The sequence below is a fragment of the Mammaliicoccus sp. FSL K6-3158 genome (assembly GCF_038005105.1).
Classification (GTDB): Bacteria; Bacillota; Bacilli; order Staphylococcales; family Staphylococcaceae; genus Mammaliicoccus; species Mammaliicoccus sciuri.
In genome coordinates this window covers 1831426-1848358 of the sequence record NZ_JBBOSL010000001.1, presented here as the reverse complement: position 1 = coordinate 1848358, position 16933 = coordinate 1831426, and the positions used below count along the sequence as shown (strand labels likewise).

The window sequence follows — 16933 nt, the reverse complement described above, 5'->3', positions numbered from 1 at the left end:
TGCATATGTCATGCGTTTTTTATTATGACTGGTTTATTAAAATCAGTATCAGAATCACCTGAAATATATTGATATAAATCTGTTGCTTTTATTTCATTTGTGAAGTGAATAGCAGTTTGTTTATTAACATTTGTGACGATAGGTAATGGACATTCATCTTTAATAGATTTTAAATAAGCTTGTCCTTTTTTAGACATTGCAAGTACACGTATCGCAGTTGGATTATAATCAGAAACTTGTTCATTCGTAACGTTTAACAAAATTGCGGTTAACAAGCGTTGTATTCTTGTCCACGTATATCTTTTAGATTTGAGTTTTTGTACAAACATTTCAAAGTTCATACTATCTTTAATTTCTTTTTTTACTTTGAATTCTAATCCTTCAGTCATCATATATATGTTTCTCAATTCTTCATGAGTAGCTCTTAATAAGGTCCATTTTAAAAATGGGAAAAAGTGATCCCAGTTGACTGCATGAGCGTGCTTTAATATATTTGAACTTGTTGTCGGTAAACTTAATTGATATGTATCGTCATGTTTGAAATAGGCGTTACGTATAGAAGTCGCACTTGAAATGTGTGTGGTTTCGTTTAAGTGAGCATCTAAATACATATTGTCTTTTCTTTTAATTGTTGTCGGTTCTATTGCTAAGTTATGTTGCATAATATGTTTCACATATTCAATTGCGAGTAAATTATTTGAACCTTTAAGCATTTGATTATGAGGTATTAATTCTGAAATGATTCTAGGATGTGATTTACCTTCTTTAAGCATATGCTTATATTTATCACTTTTAGATACTTGGTCTATTTCGTGTATGACCTTTTTAATATCATCAATATTTCCTGATTCACTACCGAAAGATAATGTGTTACATCCAAGTTGTTCTGCTATTTGAACGCTGCCTTTAGCAAATAAATCACCAGATGATATGGCATATACAAGAGGCAATTCAATGACTAAATCTACATATTGAATAGCCATTTCAGCCCGCTTGAACTTACTTAAAATTGCTGGTTCTCCACGCATTGTAAAAGAACCACTCATAATAGAAATAGCAACATCACTTTCTGTTAATTTTCTAGAAGATTCTGCGTGATATACATGCCCATTATGAAATGGATTATATTCTGTTATTAAAGCAACACTTTTCATTTGCATTTCCTCCCATTTCACTTCATCATAAGTATTGTATCAGATAATGAATGTTAAGAAAAAATCTTGACAAACATTGTCGTTAAGGTTACAATAATTTTTGTGTTTGTAAGAGGTGAACCCAGATGAAGTGGTCAATAACACAACTTAAAAAATACCAAAACGAACCATTTACTTTTGATAAAGAAATCGATATGAAATACCTTATTGATAGGGTAGATGAACTTATCGATATATCTCCAATAAAAGTAACAGGAGACGTTCAAGTGCGAATGCATGAGATAATTGTCAATCTTGACATTAATGGTGTATTGACGTTACCATGTGCCCGTACTTTAAAGCCAGTAGAGCTACCATTTGATACTACATCAGTAGAAATATTTGAGCTAGATGAATTTAGTGAAAGTAATAATGATGATGACGAATTGAGACATAAACTCGAAGGCGGCATGATTAATTTATTACCAATCATTGAAGAACTTGTTATTTTAGAGAAACCGTTACAAGTATTCTCTGAAGGTAGCGAAGATATTTCAATGGCAGGCGATGGTTGGGAAGTTATTGGCGAAGATCAAATTGAGTCAACCGAAGATTCAGAACAAGAAACTGAAAAGAAAGTTGATCCAAGACTTCAAAAATTACAACAATTCTTCGATGACGAAAAATAATCGGAAAAGTGTTTATAAAATTTAAGGAGGAATAAGACATGGCAGTTCCAGCTAGAAGAACTTCAAAAACAGCTAAAAGAAAACGTCGTACGCATTTCAAAATCTCAGTACCAGGTATGGTAGAATGTTCAAACTGTGGAGAAATGAAATTATCTCACCGTGTATGTAAAGCATGTGGATCATACAAGGGTAAAGAAGTCGTTTCTAAATAATAATTAATATTTAAACACCTAAACTAAGGTGCTTAAGACTGTCATCAATGTCTTTGACTTTGTTGGCAGTCTTTTTTCGTTTATAATAATTTTATATCATAATGAGAAGATGAGGCGTTACTATGGAAGAAATTACTTCAGTTCAAAATAATAAAATTAAACAAATGAATAAATTAAAAAAGAAAAAAGAACGTGTTAAACAAGGACAATTTCTTATTGAAGGCTTTCATTTAATCGAAGAAGCTTACCATAGTCAACTGACTATCGTTACGTTATTAGCAGTAGATTATGCAAGAGTTGATGAGAAAATTGTTGAATATGCAAAGGAAGTATATGTCATTAATTTTAAAGTAGCGGAATCATTATCAGACACAACGACACCTCAAGGTATATTTGCGGTTGTTGAGATGCCTACATATGAAACGAGTAATTTTAAGCAAGTCCTTGTATTAGATAGAGTTCAAGATCCAGGTAATATGGGCGCATTGATTCGTAACGCTGACGCTGCAGGTATGGACGCTGTTGTTTATTCAAAAGGTAGTGCAGATCCGTATCAAGATAAAGTATTACGTGCTTCACAAGGTAGTGTCTTTCATTTACCAGTTGTTGAGGAAGATATATTTGAATTTATGGAACAATTTGATGGCGAAACTTATGGAACAAGTCTTCAAAATGCAGTTGAATATCGAGAAGTAAAAAGTCATTCAAACTTTGCATTAATTATGGGTAATGAGGGGGCAGGCGTTGATTCAGCAATACTTGAACAAACGACCAAGAATCTTCATATACCGCTATATGGCAAAGCTGAAAGTTTAAATGTCGCTGTTTCTTGTGGTATCTTGCTTTATCATTTGAAAGGTTGACCAATTATATAATATTTAATATAATGATTTCATAATCAATATGAGCTTACAAAAGGACGTAAATTAATGTTTACACATGACAAGGGAATGGATTCGAGACTGAAAAATCCTATGTTGTAACTTAATTTTTTTCATCTTTTTAGCTACTTAAAGAAATTTAAGTCGGAATGTAGATCCGTTATCAACATATAAGTGTATGCATAACTATGTATAAATTTGGGTGGTACCACGGAAGACTTCGTCCCTCTATATTTGAGGAGGCGAAGTCTTTTTTTCGACCAAAATAGGAGGATATATATGTCATTACGAGAAAAGTTATCTGAATTAAGACAAGATGCGCTTGTAAGAATTAATGAAGCAAAAGCAGAAAGATCATTACAAGACGTGAAAGTAAATTATTTAGGTAAAAAAGGCGTTATTACAGGCCTTATGAAAGAAATGAAAGAATTACCTAAAGAAGAAAGACCAGAATTCGGTCAACTTGTGAACGAAGTACGTAAAGCTGTTGAGAAAGAAATCGAAGCTAAACAAGTACTTTTAGAAGAGGAAGCATTAAACCAACAATTAGAGAATGAAACAATCGATGTAACGTTACCTGGTAGAAAAGTAAGTTTAGGTGCGAAACATCCACTAACTAAAATCAATGAAGATTTAGAAGATTTATTTATTGGTTTAGGTTATGAAATCGTTGAAGGTTATGAAGTAGAATCTGACTATTATAACTTTGAAGCACTTAATTTACCAAAGTCTCATCCAGCGCGTGATATGCAAGATACTTTTTATATTTCAGAAGAAATCTTAATGCGTACACATACATCACCTGTACAAGCGAGAACTTTAGAAAAACGTAATGGTGTTGGACCAGTTAAAATTATCTGTCCAGGTAAAGTTTACCGTAGAGACTCTGATGATGCGACACACAGTCATCAATTCACACAAATTGAAGGTTTAGTCGTAGCTGAAAATATCAAAATGAGTGACTTAAAAGGAACATTAGAATTATTAGCACGTAAATTATTTGGTAAAGATCGTGAAATTAGGTTAAGACCAAGTTTCTTCCCGTTCACTGAACCGTCAGTTGAAGTAGATGTGTCATGTTTCAAATGTAAAGGTAAAGGATGTAACGTTTGTAAACAAACAGGTTGGATAGAAGTTCTTGGTTCAGGAATGGTACATCCAAATGTATTAGAAATGGCAGGATTTGATTCAAATAAATATTCTGGATTTGCTTTTGGTTTAGGACCAGACAGAATGGCAATGTTGAAATATGGAATTGAAGATATTAGACATTTCTATACAAATGACGTGAGATTTTTAGAACAATTTAAGCCTGTAGAAGATGGTGGTGAAGCATAATGTTAGTAAGTAAAGAGTGGTTAAGTGAATATATAAATATAGATGCTAATACTGAAGATTTAGCGGAGAAAATTACAAGAAGTGGTATTGAAGTTGATAGTGTTACACATTATGGAGACGATATTAAAAAATTAGTCGTTGGATATGTGCTTTCTAAAGAAAAACATCCAGAAGCAGATAAACTGAATATTTGTAAAGTGGATGTAGGTGAAGAAGACCCCGTACAAATCGTTTGCGGTGCACCAAATGTAGATAAAGATCAATATGTCATCGTTGTAAGAGTAGGTGGCCGTTTACCTGGTGGCGTTAAAATTAAAAGAGCTAAATTACGTGGTGAAGTATCAGAAGGTATGATTTGTTCATTACAAGAAATAGGTATCGATGCAAATGTGATGCCTAAAAAATATGCAGATGGCATTTACGTCTTCTCAAACGAACCAACGCCTGGTAGTGATGCACTAGAAGCATTATTATTAAATGACGATGTATTAGACTTTGATTTGACACCAAATAGAGCAGACTGTTTAAGTATGCTTGGTGCTGCGCATGAAGTAAGTGCATTATATGGCAATGACATACAATACCCAAATACTTCTTTAGATGAATCTGAAGAACAAGCTAGTCAATCATTATCAGTGACTGTTCAAGATCAAGAAGGTGTTCCATTTTATGCAGCGAGAGTTGTTAAGAATGTAACAATTGCTGCATCACCATCATGGATGCAGTCTAGATTAATGAAAGCTGGCATCCGTCCAATTAACAACGTGGTAGATGTTTCGAATTACGTACTTTTAGAGTATGGTCAACCGTTACACATGTTTGATCAAGATCAAATTGGGTCAGATCAAATTGTTGCACGTTACGCACATGAAAATGAAAAAATCACGACATTAGATAATGTTGAGAGAGAACTACTAACTTCAGACCTCGTTATAACAAACGGTGAAGAACCAATTGCAATCGCTGGTGTAATGGGTGGCGATTTCTCAGAAGTTACAGAAAACACTCAAAATGTCGTAATCGAAAGCGCATTATTTAATGCTACAAATGTTAGACAAACATCAAGACGATTAGGCTTAAGAAGTGAAGCTTCAAGCAGATTCGAAAAAGGTATTGCGAGTGAAAGAGTACTTGATGCTTTAGATAGAGCAGCAAAATTATTACAAGATATTGCTGGTGGAACTGTGTTAAGCGAAGTAGTATCAGACGGTACTTTACCAGAATGGTCTCGTACGATAGACATTACGACACAAGATGTTAACCAATTAATCGGTTTCGATCTTTCTACAGATGAAATTAATACAATATTTAATCGTTTAGGATTTGAAACGATTGTATCTGAAGATGCCTTTAAAGTAGAAGTGCCATCAAGAAGAAATGATATTTCGATTAAAGCGGACTTAATCGAAGAGGTTGCGCGTATTTATGGATATGATCAATTACCTTCGACATTGCCAAACTTTGATAATGCAACTGCTGGCTATTTAACCGATAACCAATTGAAGACACGAAAAGTTAAAGAAATTCTTGAAGGTGCTGGATTAGACCAAGCGATTACGTATTCATTAGTTCATAAAGATATCGCTCAAAACTATACTATAGAACAACAAGAAGTTGTAGAACTTATGATGCCTATGAGTGAAGATCAAGCTGTATTACGTCAAAGTTTATTACCTAGACTTGTTGACGCTACACGTTATAATGTAGCACGTAAAAATAAAAACGTTGCTCTATATGAACTTGGTAAAGTGTTCTATAGTAACGCAAAAGATCAATTACCAACAGAAATTGAATTTTTAAGTGGTATTTTAACAGGACAATATACAGGTAACAAATGGCAACAAAAAGATGAGCCAGTTGATTTCTTCTTAGTAAAAGGTATTGTAGAACGTATTGCAGAACAATTAAACTTAACGTTCACATATGAAGCGACGACATTAGACTTATTACATCCAGGTAGAACAGCATACGTTAAATTAAATGAAGAAGTTGTTGGTTTAATAGCAGAGCTACATCCTAAAGTTGAAAAAGAAAACGACTTAGACCGCACTTATGTGTTTGAATTAAACTTCACAAAAATCTTAAAACAACCTGTCGGCAAAATTGAATACGAAGCTATTCCAAAATTCCCAGGAGTTTCAAGAGATATTGCACTTGTTGTTAACACAGAAGTTACGGCAGCTACACTTATTCATACAATCAATGAAAATGGTGCAGATATATTAAATCACGCAGAAGTATTTGACGTTTATGAAGGTGAACATATGGAACCAGGCAAGAAATCGGTCGCAATTCGCTTAGATTATTTAGACGTTAATGAAACACTAACAGAAGATAAAGTTTCAGCAGTACACGAGCAAATCTTAACAGCATTAGAACAAAATGGTGCTACATTAAGAGCATAAGAGATATAAATAAAAAACACAGCAATCTGAAGATTCATATCGGGTTGCTGTGTTTTTATATTATTTTTTTCTTTTGTTTGTTGAATTTGTAAGTTGTTTACCGATAAACCAAATTAAATAGCAAATAATGATTAGGGTAAGAATGACTTGCCAACTGAATGTGATAAGTAACATATTAATTTCTCCTTTTTCGATTAATAAGGTCTAATACTTTATCTCTATTTTTAAAATGTGTTTTCGTAATTTTATCTAACTGTTGCATGTCATATTTTTGGACGATTTTTGCTGCTTCTAGATCTACTTTATTACTTGCACCTTTAGGAATAATGACATTTAAAGATTTTGCTAATTGATCCATGTGTTTAACAAATGCATATCTTGCGATAATACTTGCTGCTGCAATTGCGATTGATTTTGATTCACCTTTTGTTTCAAAGTGTGTAATGTCTTTACGTGGCATTTGACCAATAATATATCGCTCATATGTGCTTGCTTGCACGAACTGATCAATCACAATTTGTTCTAATTCTTGTTCGTCTATTCGTGAGATGACATTTTTAATAGCTTGATTGTGAAGGACTGCTTTCATCTTAACTTGGCTCCAACCTTCTGATTGCTTTGTATTGTAGTTGGGATTATCAAGTACAATTAGAGAATGAGGGCATATTTGTATTATTTGTTCAGCTAGTTCTACAATTTTAGGGTCAGTTAAAGACTTGGAGTCCATCACACCAATTTCTTTTAAAATTTTAGCGTTTTGTTTAGATACGTATGTTGCACATACTGTGAGTGGTCCAAAATAATCGCCACTTCCTGCTTCATCACTACCAATTGTATTATGTATATCAAATTCATATTTTTTTGTAACAGTTGTTGCTTTAGATGGTGATGACGTAATGTTTTGTTTAAGCACTTCACTTGCTACTTGTTCTGCATCTTTACCTTGAAACATTATTTTTTTTGAACGGTATATTTGGACTTGTGTACTTTTTATTTTCTTGCGGGCTAAAGTGCCAGTTGGTAAGTTCTTTGTTTCCATATTATATTGTTTTATAAGTTGATTGATTGTATTGGAGTCAATTGTTTTTACGATGTTTGCCACTTTTAAGTCCTGCCTTTTTAATTTTTCTATAAATAGAGTAGCATAAATTTATGATATAAACGAATTTTCTCATATCAAGTTGGTGGATATTCATACACAAATGAACTTATGTCATGTATAATATAGTATGATTACATATATAGAAATCCATTTATAATTTGAACAGGGGTAGTATAATGAGTGAAAATAAAAATAGAGTGACAGTGGTTATAAATGATCAACATTATACAATTATTGGTGAAGACGATCCATCACATATTCGATATGTAGCTGGTAGAGTGGATGAAAAGTTGCAAGCGCTCGGGCAATTAAATGCAGGCTTGGATACAACGCGTAAATCTGTTCTTACAGCTGTTAATGTTATGCATGAATATGTTAAATTAGAAGAAGAAAATGAAAAGTTAAGAGAAGAAATCAAACAATTAAAAAATAAAGGACATTTAGAATGATAACATTACTTATATTTTTATGTTTAATTATAGGTGTCATCATTGGATATAGACGTAGTTTAGTATTACAATCATTACATTCTATCGGCACGATTAGTTCATTGGTGATTGCCAGCATTTGTTACGCACCATTTAGCAAGCAATTGCATTTAATATTACCTTACCCGAGTGCGTCTACAGAAGGTAAGAATGCAATATTTAATAATATTAATAATGAGAATGCATTTTATAATATTATGGCGATTCTCATTTTATTTGTTTTCACTAAAATAATTTTACAAATTGTAGCAACAGTATTTGATTTTTATCATCAAATGGAATTTGGGGGTAAATATGCAAGGTACTTTGGTATCGTACTTGGATTTATAGAAGCGTATTTAGTTGTGATTATCATATTAGCAGCATTTGCAGTTATTCCTGTAGCACCTTTTATAGATGCATTGCAACAGTCTTCTATTGGAAATGCAGTATTAACAAAGACACCATTCTTATCTGAACAATTAGTAAAATGGCTTTCAAATTAAATGAATTCATATTGAAAAAAGTCATGGGAGAACCTATGACTTTTTTTACGGAGGAATAGACATGTTAACAAAAAAAGATATCGTAAAAATGTTAGAAACAATTGCAATATACATGGAAATTAAAGGTGAGAATCCATTTAAAGTATCAGCATACAGAAAAGCGAGTCAATCATTAGAAACAGATGAAAGAACGTTAAATGAAATTGAAGATGTGACATCTTTAAAAGGAATTGGTAAAGGTGTAGGCGATGTCATAAATGAATATATTGATAATGGGACACAAAGTTATTTAGATGAGTTAAAACAAGAAATTCCAGAAGGACTCATTCCATTACTAAAAATACCTGGATTAGGTAGTAAAAAAATTGCGAAATTATATAAAGAATTAGATATAAAAAATAAAGAAGATTTAATCAAAGCGTGTGAAAATAATCAAGTGTCTGAATTACCAGGCTTTGCGAAAAAGACTGAACAAAAACTTCTTGAAGAAGCGAAAGTGTTAGGTCAACGACCTGAAAAATATTCAATCAATACTATGATTAAAGCACATGAAGTTATTAATCAATTTTTAGATAATATTGAAGACATTAATCAATATCAAGTTGCAGGTAGTTTCAGAAGAATGAAAGAAATGAGCAAAGACTTAGATTATATTATTTCGACTGAAGAACCTACAAAAGTACAACAAGCTCTGCTCGAGTTTCCAGATATTAAAGAACAAATTGCTGTTGGACAAACGAAAGTTTCACTAGATTTACAAATTGAAGATGATGTTATTGGTGTTGATTTTAGACTGATTCAACCAGAAGCTTTCTATCATACATTGCAACATTTTACAGGTTCAAAAGATCATAATATTAAAATTAGACAACTTGCTAAACAAAAAAATGAAAAAGTAAGCGAGTACGGCATAGAAGAAGCAAATGGTAACATCATCACTTATCAAAGTGAAAAGGAAATTTATGATCATTTTAACGTGTCATATATACCACCAACAATGCGTGAGGATGGTACAGAATTTGATAAAGATATTCAAGATATCATTCAGTTAGAAGATATTAACGGTGATATTCATATGCATACAACTTATAGTGATGGTGCTTTTAAACTTGAAGAAATGATTGAAGCGGCAATTGAACGTCAATATCAATTTATTTGTATTACAGACCATTCTAGAAGTTTAGCAGTAGCAAATGGATTATCTATTGAACGTTTATTGGAACAAAACGAAAAAATTAAAAAACTGAATGAATCGTATAAAGAAATTGATATTTATAGTGGTACAGAAATGGATATTAAACCAGATGGTAGTTTAGATTATCCAGATGACGTATTGAAAGAATTAGATTATGTTATTGCAGCAATTCATCAAAGTTTCAATCAATCTGAAGAAGAAATTATGAATAGACTTAGAACTGCATGTGAAAATCAATATGTGAGACATATTGCACATCCGACAGGTAGAATTATTGGTAGAAGAAAAGGATACCGTCCTAATATTGATGAACTTATTAAAATGGCAAGAGAAACTAATACAGTATTAGAACTGAATGCTAATCCACAACGATTAGATTTAAACGCTGACGTATTAAAAAATAATCCTGACCTAATGATTACAATCAATACAGATGCCCATCATATTGATCATTTTGATTTCATGAAATATGGTGTTGGGACGGCTCAAAAAGGTTGGGTTAAAAAATCACAAGTGATTAATGCTAAATCACGTGAAGCATTTAAAAAATGGATCCAATCAACAAAATAAAGTATTAAAAGAAGAGGGAAGATAATATGAATGAGAAAACATTAAAAGTTCTTGAATATCCCTTAATTATTCAACAATTGTCTACTCATGCGACAAGTGATATTGCTGAACGTATTATTAACGAACTTAAACCAAGTGATGAACTTGAAACAGTTCAGCAAAGCATAAATGAAACAGACGAAATGACTCAAATTTATAATAAACATAGAGTACCTGGTTATTCAGGCCTAAAAGATATTAAGTCTTATGTAAGACGTGCAGAAATTGGCAGTTTGTTAAACGTTGAAGAATTAAACCAAATTAAACGTAATATTCAAGTTCAAAATAGATTCAAAACATTTTACGCAAGTATCGTTGATGAAGATGAAGCAATCCTTTATCCAAATATCGATGGTTATGTAGCGCAATTGCCAGTTTTAAGTGAATTGCTTAATCAAATAAATGAACAGTGTGACGAACACGATTTGTTTGATACGGCAAGTCCGAAATTAGCTGAATTGAGACATCAAATTAAAAAAACGAACGATCGTATTAAATCGAGATTAGAGCAAATGGTTAGATCTTCAGCTAATCAGAAGAAATTATCGGATTCAATTGTAACGGTTAGAAATGATAGACATGTACTTCCGGTTAAAGCAGAGTATCGTCAAGATTTTAATGGTATCGTACATGATCAATCAGCATCTGGACAAACATTATATATTGAACCAAGTGCAATTGTTGAAATGCATAATCAAATCGCTCAAGTTAAAGCTAAAGAAAAAGAAGAAAAAGATAGATTGTTATATATTCTGACAGAACAAGTTAGCGAAGTAGGCTATGAATTAATTTCAAGCACAGAAGTTATGGGGCATTTAGACTTTGTAACAGCAAAAGCTAAATTTGGTGCAATTATTAAAGCTACTAAACCAATCATATCTGAAGATAGAGCGATATATTTACCTAAAGCAAGACATCCTTTAATTAATCAATCAGAAGTGGTTAGCAATACGATTGAATTTAAAGAAGATATTAATGCTGTTATTATTACAGGTCCTAATACAGGTGGTAAAACAGTTACTTTAAAAACAGTTGGTCTAATCACGTTAATGGCACAATCTGGTTTGTTAATTCCTACATTAGATGGCGCAATTATAACGATATTTAAGAAAGTATTTTGTGACATTGGTGATGAACAATCTATTGAACAATCGTTATCGACGTTTTCATCACATATGAAAAATATCGTCAATATTATTGATCAAGCGGATAAAGACTCATTAATATTATTTGATGAATTAGGAGCAGGGACTGATCCTAGTGAAGGTGCAGCATTAGCAATGAGTATTTTAGATTATACGATTGAAAGAGATGCTTTAATCATGGCTACAACACATTACCCTGAACTTAAAGCATATAGCTATAATCGAGAGAAAGTGATGAATGCGAGTGTTGAATTTGACGTTGAAACTTTAAGACCAACTTATAAATTATTAATGGGCATACCAGGACGTTCAAACGCATTTGAAATTTCTAAAAAATTAGGGCTTAAAAATGAACTCATCAATCATGCAAAATCACTGATTGGTCAAGATGAAAAAGAAATCAATGTCATGATAGAATCACTTGAGAAAAATGCTAAATCTGTTGAAAATGATCGTATTGAAGTTGAAAAATTAAAACAAGAATCTATAGACTTGCATCAATCATTAACACAGGAATTACAACGATTTGAAAACTTCAAAACACAATTGATGGATGAAGCGAGAAATAAAGCCAATCAAGAAGTTAAACAGAAGACTGAAGAAGCGGAAACAATCCTTCAAGAACTTAGAGATATGCGAGATAATTCAGCTGCAAATGTAAAAGAGCATGAACTCATTGAGCGAAAGAAACGACTTGATAATCAATATACATCTCAATCTCTGAAACAAAATGTTAAGAAAGAACGTCACGATAAGATTGAAAAAGGTGATGACGTTAAAGTATTATCATACGGTCAAAAAGGTGAAGTTATCGATGTAATCAGCGATGAAGAAGTAGTAGTTCAGATGGGTATACTCAAAATGAAAATAGAAGTAAAAGATTTAGAAAAACTAGATAAAAAGAAACAACAACCAAGTAAAGTTGTTCCTAGAACGAATCGATCTACTATAAAAATGGATTTAGATTTACGTGGTTACCGATATGAAGATGCTATGTTAGAATTAGACCAATATATCGATCAAGCAGTACTTTCTAATTACGGTACAGTAAACATTATTCATGGTAAAGGTACAGGTGCATTACAAAAAGGTGTAGCTGACCATCTTAAAAAACATCGTTCTGTAGATTCATATCGTACAGGTATGCCTTCAGAAGGTGGATTTGGTGTTACAGTTGTAACATTGAAATAAGGAGGAAACATATTGGATAATTTTGATATGTATAAACTAGCTAAAGTATTACTCGTTATTTCTGCTTTAACATTTATAGCAGGTATTGCATACTTAATATTTTTATAAGGAGGAATTTTCTTGATAAATACAAATGTTGAAAACCACGTTCTTTATATACAATTAAATCATGGCCCGGTAAATGCTTTAAATGAGGCAGTATTAAATAGCATTATTGAAGCAATTGAAACAGAAGGATTCGATGAAGATGTGAAAGTCATCGTTATAAAGGGTAATGAAAAATGTTTCTCTGCAGGTGCAGATATTAAATCATTCCCAGAACTAACTAAACATGAAAGATTAGATTTAGCTTCTACAAGTGCTAAATTATTTAGATTGATTAAGACATGTCATAAGCCAGTTATTAGTTCAATTCATGGTGTTTGTTTAGGCGGTGGCTTTGAACTTGCTTTAGCATGTGATATGAGATTAATCACGAAAGATACAAAAGTAGGATTACCTGAAATTAATTTAGGTATATTCCCAGGCTTTGGCGGTGTTAGACGATTATCAGCTATGGTAGGTCAACATAAAGCATTACAAGCTGCGTTAACAGGTGAGAATATCAATTTAGATGAAGTTAAACATTTATTTAATGAAATAGTAGAAGATAAAGAAGCACTAGAACAGGCTACTGAAAAATTAGCTAATACTATCGCTTCTAAATCTTTAGACTCTATTAAAGTCATCAAGCAAATGTCTAATTTAGATTTATCATTAGAAAGTGATCAAATTGAAGAAAGGCATTTCGTTGATATTATTGAAAGTGACAATGCAAAAGAAGGTATTGATGCATTTATGAACAAAAGAAAACCTGAATTTAAGTGATTGCTAATATAGTTCATATCAAGTACAATACACTTTGAGCAAACAACATGCATTGCAAAATAAAGCGTGCTATACTCTCATTATCATAAGTTAACAAGGAGGATTTTTCCAATGGCATTATTAAAAGCAACAGATGCAAATTTCGATGAACAAATCAAAGAAGGCGTTAGTTTAGTGGACTTCTGGGCACCATGGTGTGGACCTTGTAAAATGATCGCGCCAGTATTAGAAGATTTAGCTAAAGACGTTGAAGGTAAAGCTAACATCGTTAAATTAGACGTAGATGAAAACCAAGCAACAGCAGCTAAATACGAAGTTATGAGTATCCCAACTTTAATCGTATTTAAAGATGGCGAAGCTGTAGATAAAGTAGTAGGTTTCCAACCTAAAGAACAACTAGAACAAGTATTATCTAAACATTATTAATCGTTATAACCTATGATTAATCCAAACTGTCTACAAAGCATATGACTTTGTAGGCAGTTTTTGTGTGATGATAGATATTTATATAGAACGTATGTTTTGGTCAATGTAAATTTTATTGATATAATGAATTTAAAAAGGTAGGTGATAAAGGTGGAAGACTACCAAAAGAAAATTAAGCAAAAACTTGATGTATTACCAACGGAGCCTGGATGTTACATCATGAAAGATAGACAACAAACGGTTATATATGTTGGAAAAGCTAAACGATTAAGAAACAGAGTTCGCAGCTATTTCACAGGTGCACATGATGAAAAGACAACTCGGCTCGTAGGTGAGATTAGAGATTTTGAATTTATCGTGACTTCAAGTGAAATAGAATCTTTATTACTTGAACTTAACTTAATCAAAAAACATCAGCCACGCTACAATATATTATTAAAAGATGACAAAAGTTATCCATTTATAAAAATTACAAAAGAAAAACACCCTAGACTTATCGTGACGAGAACTGTAAAAAAAGATTCGGGTAAATACTTCGGACCATACCCAAATGCTTATGCTGCACATGAAACGAAAAAATTACTAGATAGAATTTATCCATTAAGAAAATGTGTCACAATGCCAAATAAAGTATGCCTGTATTATCATATTGGACAATGTTTAGGACCATGTGTATATCCAGTCGAACAAAGTCAGTATCAAACGATGATTAAAGAAATTACTGATTTTCTAAATGGCGATGACAAAACGATTGTCAATGATTTGAATGAGAAGATGAATCAAGCGAGTGAAGCATTGAAGTTTGAGGAAGCAAAAGAATACCGTGATTTAATACAACATATTGAAATGTTAAATTATAAACAAAATATGATGTCAGCCGACATGACGATGAGAGATATATTTGGCTATTCTGTAGATAAAGGGTGGATGTGTATTCAAGTATTCTTTATTAGACAAGGCAAACTAATTGAAAGACAAGCATCTATGATACCCATTATTCAAACAGCAGAAGAAGAATTCTATACATTTATCGGTCAATTCTATTCTTTAAACCAACATTTAACACCAAAAGAAATTCATATCCCGAAGAATTTAGACATAAAAACAGTTGAATCAGTTGTTGATTCAAGAGTGATTCAGCCTAAAAGAGGTCAGAAGAAAGAAATGGTGGATCTTGCTATAAAAAATGCGAGCATCTCACTTAAAAATAAATTCGAATTAATTGCGAAAGATGAATCTAGAACTGTCAAAGCTATCGAGAACTTAGGTGAGGCAATGGGTATTCAAACACCGATTAGAATTGAAGCATTTGATAATTCTAATATTCAAGGTGTGGATCCAGTCTCTGTTATGATTGCTTTTGTGGATGGTAAACCAAGTAAAAAAGACTATCGTAAATATAAAATTAAATCCGTTAAAGGGCCAGATGATTACAAGTCTATGCAAGAAGCAGTTCGAAGAAGATACACAAGAGTATTAAAAGAAGGTCTACCAATACCTGATTTGATTATTGTCGATGGTGGTAAAGGTCATATGTCTTCAGTTAGAGATGTATTAGAAAATGAACTAGGACTTGATATACCCATTGCAGGGCTAAGTAAAAATGATAAACACCAAACCTCAGAATTATTGTATGGATTACAAGCTGAAATTATACCACTAAAGAAAAATTCACAAGAATTCTATTTACTTCAACGAATTCAAGATGAAGTACACCGATTTGCAATTAGTTTCCATAGATCAACACGACAAAAAACAACACTTAAGTCAGCTTTAGATGAAATAGAAGGTATTGGACCAAAACGTAAACAAACCTTATTGAAACATTTCGGTTCAATTAAAAAAATGCGAGAAGCACATTTAGAGGATTTTGTGAAAATTGGTGTTCCTAAAAAGGTTGCTCAAAATCTAGTAGATAAGCTTAGTAAATAAATGGTAAAATTACAACAAAAAATCTATATATTTGGGTGTGAGAATAATTCTCATGCCCAAATTCATACTTAATGATGTTACAATATACATGTAAATGCTCATCGAATTTTTTTTGGGATGTATGTAATCGTTTTCAGATTACTATGTTCTTAATATAACGATAGGGCCATAGATTAAAGTTAGGGGGGACTTCTTTTGGCGTCAAGCGAAAAACAGTTTATTTTACGTCGTATTCATTCATTATTAGGTGTAATTCCTATAGGAATATTCTTAATTCAGCATTTAGTTATTAACCATTTTGCAACGATAAGTCCAGAGGCTTTTAATAAAGCATCAGATTTTATGTGGCACTTACCATTTAAAATTGTATTAGAAGTTGTAGTTATCTATATTCCTATACTATTCCACGCTATTTATGGATTATACATAGCGTTTACAGCTAAAGAAAACGTAGGAAGACATTCACTATTTAGAAACTGGATGTTCTTATTACAACGTATAACTGGTATCATATCATTTATTTTCATAGCTGTTCATGTATATCAAACACGTATTCAAGCTGCATTAGGACATCACGTTGACTTTGATATGGTTTCAGATATTTTATCTAATCCAATTTCTGTAACGCTTTATGTTATTGGTGTATTAAGTGTTATATTCCATTTCTCAAATGGTTTATGGTCATTCTTCATCACTTGGGGAATTACACAATCACCAAAATCACAACGTATTATGACTTATGTGACTTTATTTGTATTTATCGTAATTAGTATCATTGGCTTAAGAGCTATTTTTGCATTCGTATAGGATTTATACTTTTTAGGGGAGTGACAAT

15 protein-coding genes are annotated in these 16933 nt (G+C 32.2%); 13 read left to right on the top strand and 2 right to left on the bottom strand.

Features of this window, described 5'->3' with window-relative positions:
- Positions 1 to 8: 8 nt before the first annotated feature.
- Positions 9 to 1154, bottom strand: a complete 1146-nt coding sequence (locus MHH94_RS09185) for a nucleotidyltransferase (protein ID WP_058591324.1) — start codon at positions 1152 to 1154, stop codon at positions 9 to 11.
- 125 nt (positions 1155 to 1279) lie between these two features.
- Here MHH94_RS09185 and MHH94_RS09180 point away from each other — a divergent pair, with 125 nt between their 5' ends.
- From MHH94_RS09180 to pheT, 5 genes are all read left to right on the top strand, one after another.
- Positions 1280 to 1822 (top strand): YceD family protein, encoded by a 543-nt coding sequence (locus tag MHH94_RS09180; RefSeq protein WP_025904639.1) that lies wholly within the window; start codon positions 1280 to 1282, stop codon positions 1820 to 1822.
- A 38-nt stretch (positions 1823 to 1860) separates the two neighbouring features.
- Positions 1861 to 2034, top strand: a complete 174-nt coding sequence (gene rpmF, locus MHH94_RS09175; RefSeq protein WP_025904638.1) for a 50S ribosomal protein L32 — start codon at positions 1861 to 1863, stop codon at positions 2032 to 2034.
- 122 nt (positions 2035 to 2156) lie between these two features.
- Positions 2157 to 2897: a TrmH family RNA methyltransferase gene (locus tag MHH94_RS09170; protein WP_058591325.1), complete on the top strand. Its 741-nt coding sequence runs from the start codon at positions 2157 to 2159 to the stop codon at positions 2895 to 2897.
- 297 nt (positions 2898 to 3194) lie between these two features.
- A complete protein-coding gene (gene pheS / locus MHH94_RS09165; protein WP_025904636.1) occupies positions 3195 to 4253 on the top strand; it encodes a phenylalanine--tRNA ligase subunit alpha in 1059 nt (352 codons plus the stop codon).
- On the top strand, positions 4253 to 6658 hold the full coding sequence (gene pheT, locus MHH94_RS09160; RefSeq protein WP_058591326.1) for a phenylalanine--tRNA ligase subunit beta: 2406 nt from the start codon (positions 4253 to 4255) through the stop codon (positions 6656 to 6658). Before pheS ends, pheT begins: the two co-directional genes overlap by 1 nt.
- A gap of 175 nt (positions 6659 to 6833) precedes the next feature.
- Here the strand turns inward: pheT and rnhC are convergent, their stop codons facing one another.
- Positions 6834 to 7760 (bottom strand): ribonuclease HIII, encoded by a 927-nt coding sequence (rnhC, locus tag MHH94_RS09155; RefSeq protein ID WP_058591327.1) that lies wholly within the window; start codon positions 7758 to 7760, stop codon positions 6834 to 6836.
- A gap of 176 nt (positions 7761 to 7936) precedes the next feature.
- On the opposite strand from rnhC, the gene zapA reads away from it, so the two are divergent.
- The 8 genes from zapA (at position 7937) to MHH94_RS09115 (ending at position 16905) form a co-directional block, all read left to right on the top strand.
- Positions 7937 to 8209, top strand: a complete 273-nt coding sequence (gene zapA, locus MHH94_RS09150; protein WP_025904633.1) for a cell division protein ZapA — start codon at positions 7937 to 7939, stop codon at positions 8207 to 8209.
- A complete protein-coding gene (locus MHH94_RS09145) occupies positions 8206 to 8733 on the top strand; it encodes a CvpA family protein (RefSeq protein ID WP_048542302.1) in 528 nt (175 codons plus the stop codon). Before zapA ends, MHH94_RS09145 begins: the two co-directional genes overlap by 4 nt.
- A 61-nt stretch (positions 8734 to 8794) precedes the next feature.
- Positions 8795 to 10498: a DNA polymerase/3'-5' exonuclease PolX gene (gene polX, locus MHH94_RS09140; protein WP_106417626.1), complete on the top strand. Its 1704-nt coding sequence runs from the start codon at positions 8795 to 8797 to the stop codon at positions 10496 to 10498.
- Positions 10499 to 10524: 26 nt separating this feature from the next.
- Positions 10525 to 12873, top strand: coding sequence for an endonuclease MutS2 (locus tag MHH94_RS09135; RefSeq protein WP_058591329.1), 2349 nt, complete (start codon positions 10525 to 10527; stop codon positions 12871 to 12873).
- Between the two features lie 120 nt (positions 12874 to 12993).
- The gene (locus MHH94_RS09130) at positions 12994 to 13740 is read left to right on the top strand and encodes an enoyl-CoA hydratase/isomerase family protein (protein WP_048542307.1); all 747 of its coding nucleotides are present in this window, start codon (positions 12994 to 12996) and stop codon (positions 13738 to 13740) included.
- 111 nt (positions 13741 to 13851) lie between these two features.
- Positions 13852 to 14166 (top strand): thioredoxin, encoded by a 315-nt coding sequence (trxA, locus tag MHH94_RS09125; protein ID WP_025904628.1) that lies wholly within the window; start codon positions 13852 to 13854, stop codon positions 14164 to 14166.
- A gap of 150 nt (positions 14167 to 14316) precedes the next feature.
- Complete coding sequence (uvrC, locus tag MHH94_RS09120; protein ID WP_048542309.1) at positions 14317 to 16098, top strand: excinuclease ABC subunit UvrC; 1782 nt, start codon at positions 14317 to 14319, stop codon at positions 16096 to 16098.
- A 195-nt stretch (positions 16099 to 16293) separates the two neighbouring features.
- Complete coding sequence (locus MHH94_RS09115) at positions 16294 to 16905, top strand: succinate dehydrogenase cytochrome b558 subunit (RefSeq protein ID WP_058591330.1); 612 nt, start codon at positions 16294 to 16296, stop codon at positions 16903 to 16905.
- The last annotated feature ends 28 nt before the right edge of the window (positions 16906 to 16933 follow it).

Bases quoted from the DNA above. Each gene is read 5' to 3' on its own strand.
- MHH94_RS09185 (WP_058591324.1), bottom strand. From the start codon at position 1,154: ATGAAAAGTGTTGCTTTAATAACAGAATATAATCCATTTCATAATGGG.
- MHH94_RS09180 (WP_025904639.1), top strand. From the start codon at position 1,280: ATGAAGTGGTCAATAACACAACTTAAAAAATACCAAAACGAACCATTT.
- rpmF (WP_025904638.1), top strand. From the start codon at position 1,861: ATGGCAGTTCCAGCTAGAAGAACTTCAAAAACAGCTAAAAGAAAACGT.
- MHH94_RS09170 (WP_058591325.1), top strand. From the start codon at position 2,157: ATGGAAGAAATTACTTCAGTTCAAAATAATAAAATTAAACAAATGAAT.
- pheS (WP_025904636.1), top strand. From the start codon at position 3,195: ATGTCATTACGAGAAAAGTTATCTGAATTAAGACAAGATGCGCTTGTA.
- pheT (WP_058591326.1), top strand. From the start codon at position 4,253: ATGTTAGTAAGTAAAGAGTGGTTAAGTGAATATATAAATATAGATGCT.
- zapA (WP_025904633.1), top strand. From the start codon at position 7,937: ATGAGTGAAAATAAAAATAGAGTGACAGTGGTTATAAATGATCAACAT.
- MHH94_RS09145 (WP_048542302.1), top strand. From the start codon at position 8,206: ATGATAACATTACTTATATTTTTATGTTTAATTATAGGTGTCATCATT.
- polX (WP_106417626.1), top strand. From the start codon at position 8,795: ATGTTAACAAAAAAAGATATCGTAAAAATGTTAGAAACAATTGCAATA.
- MHH94_RS09135 (WP_058591329.1), top strand. From the start codon at position 10,525: ATGAATGAGAAAACATTAAAAGTTCTTGAATATCCCTTAATTATTCAA.
- trxA (WP_025904628.1), top strand. From the start codon at position 13,852: ATGGCATTATTAAAAGCAACAGATGCAAATTTCGATGAACAAATCAAA.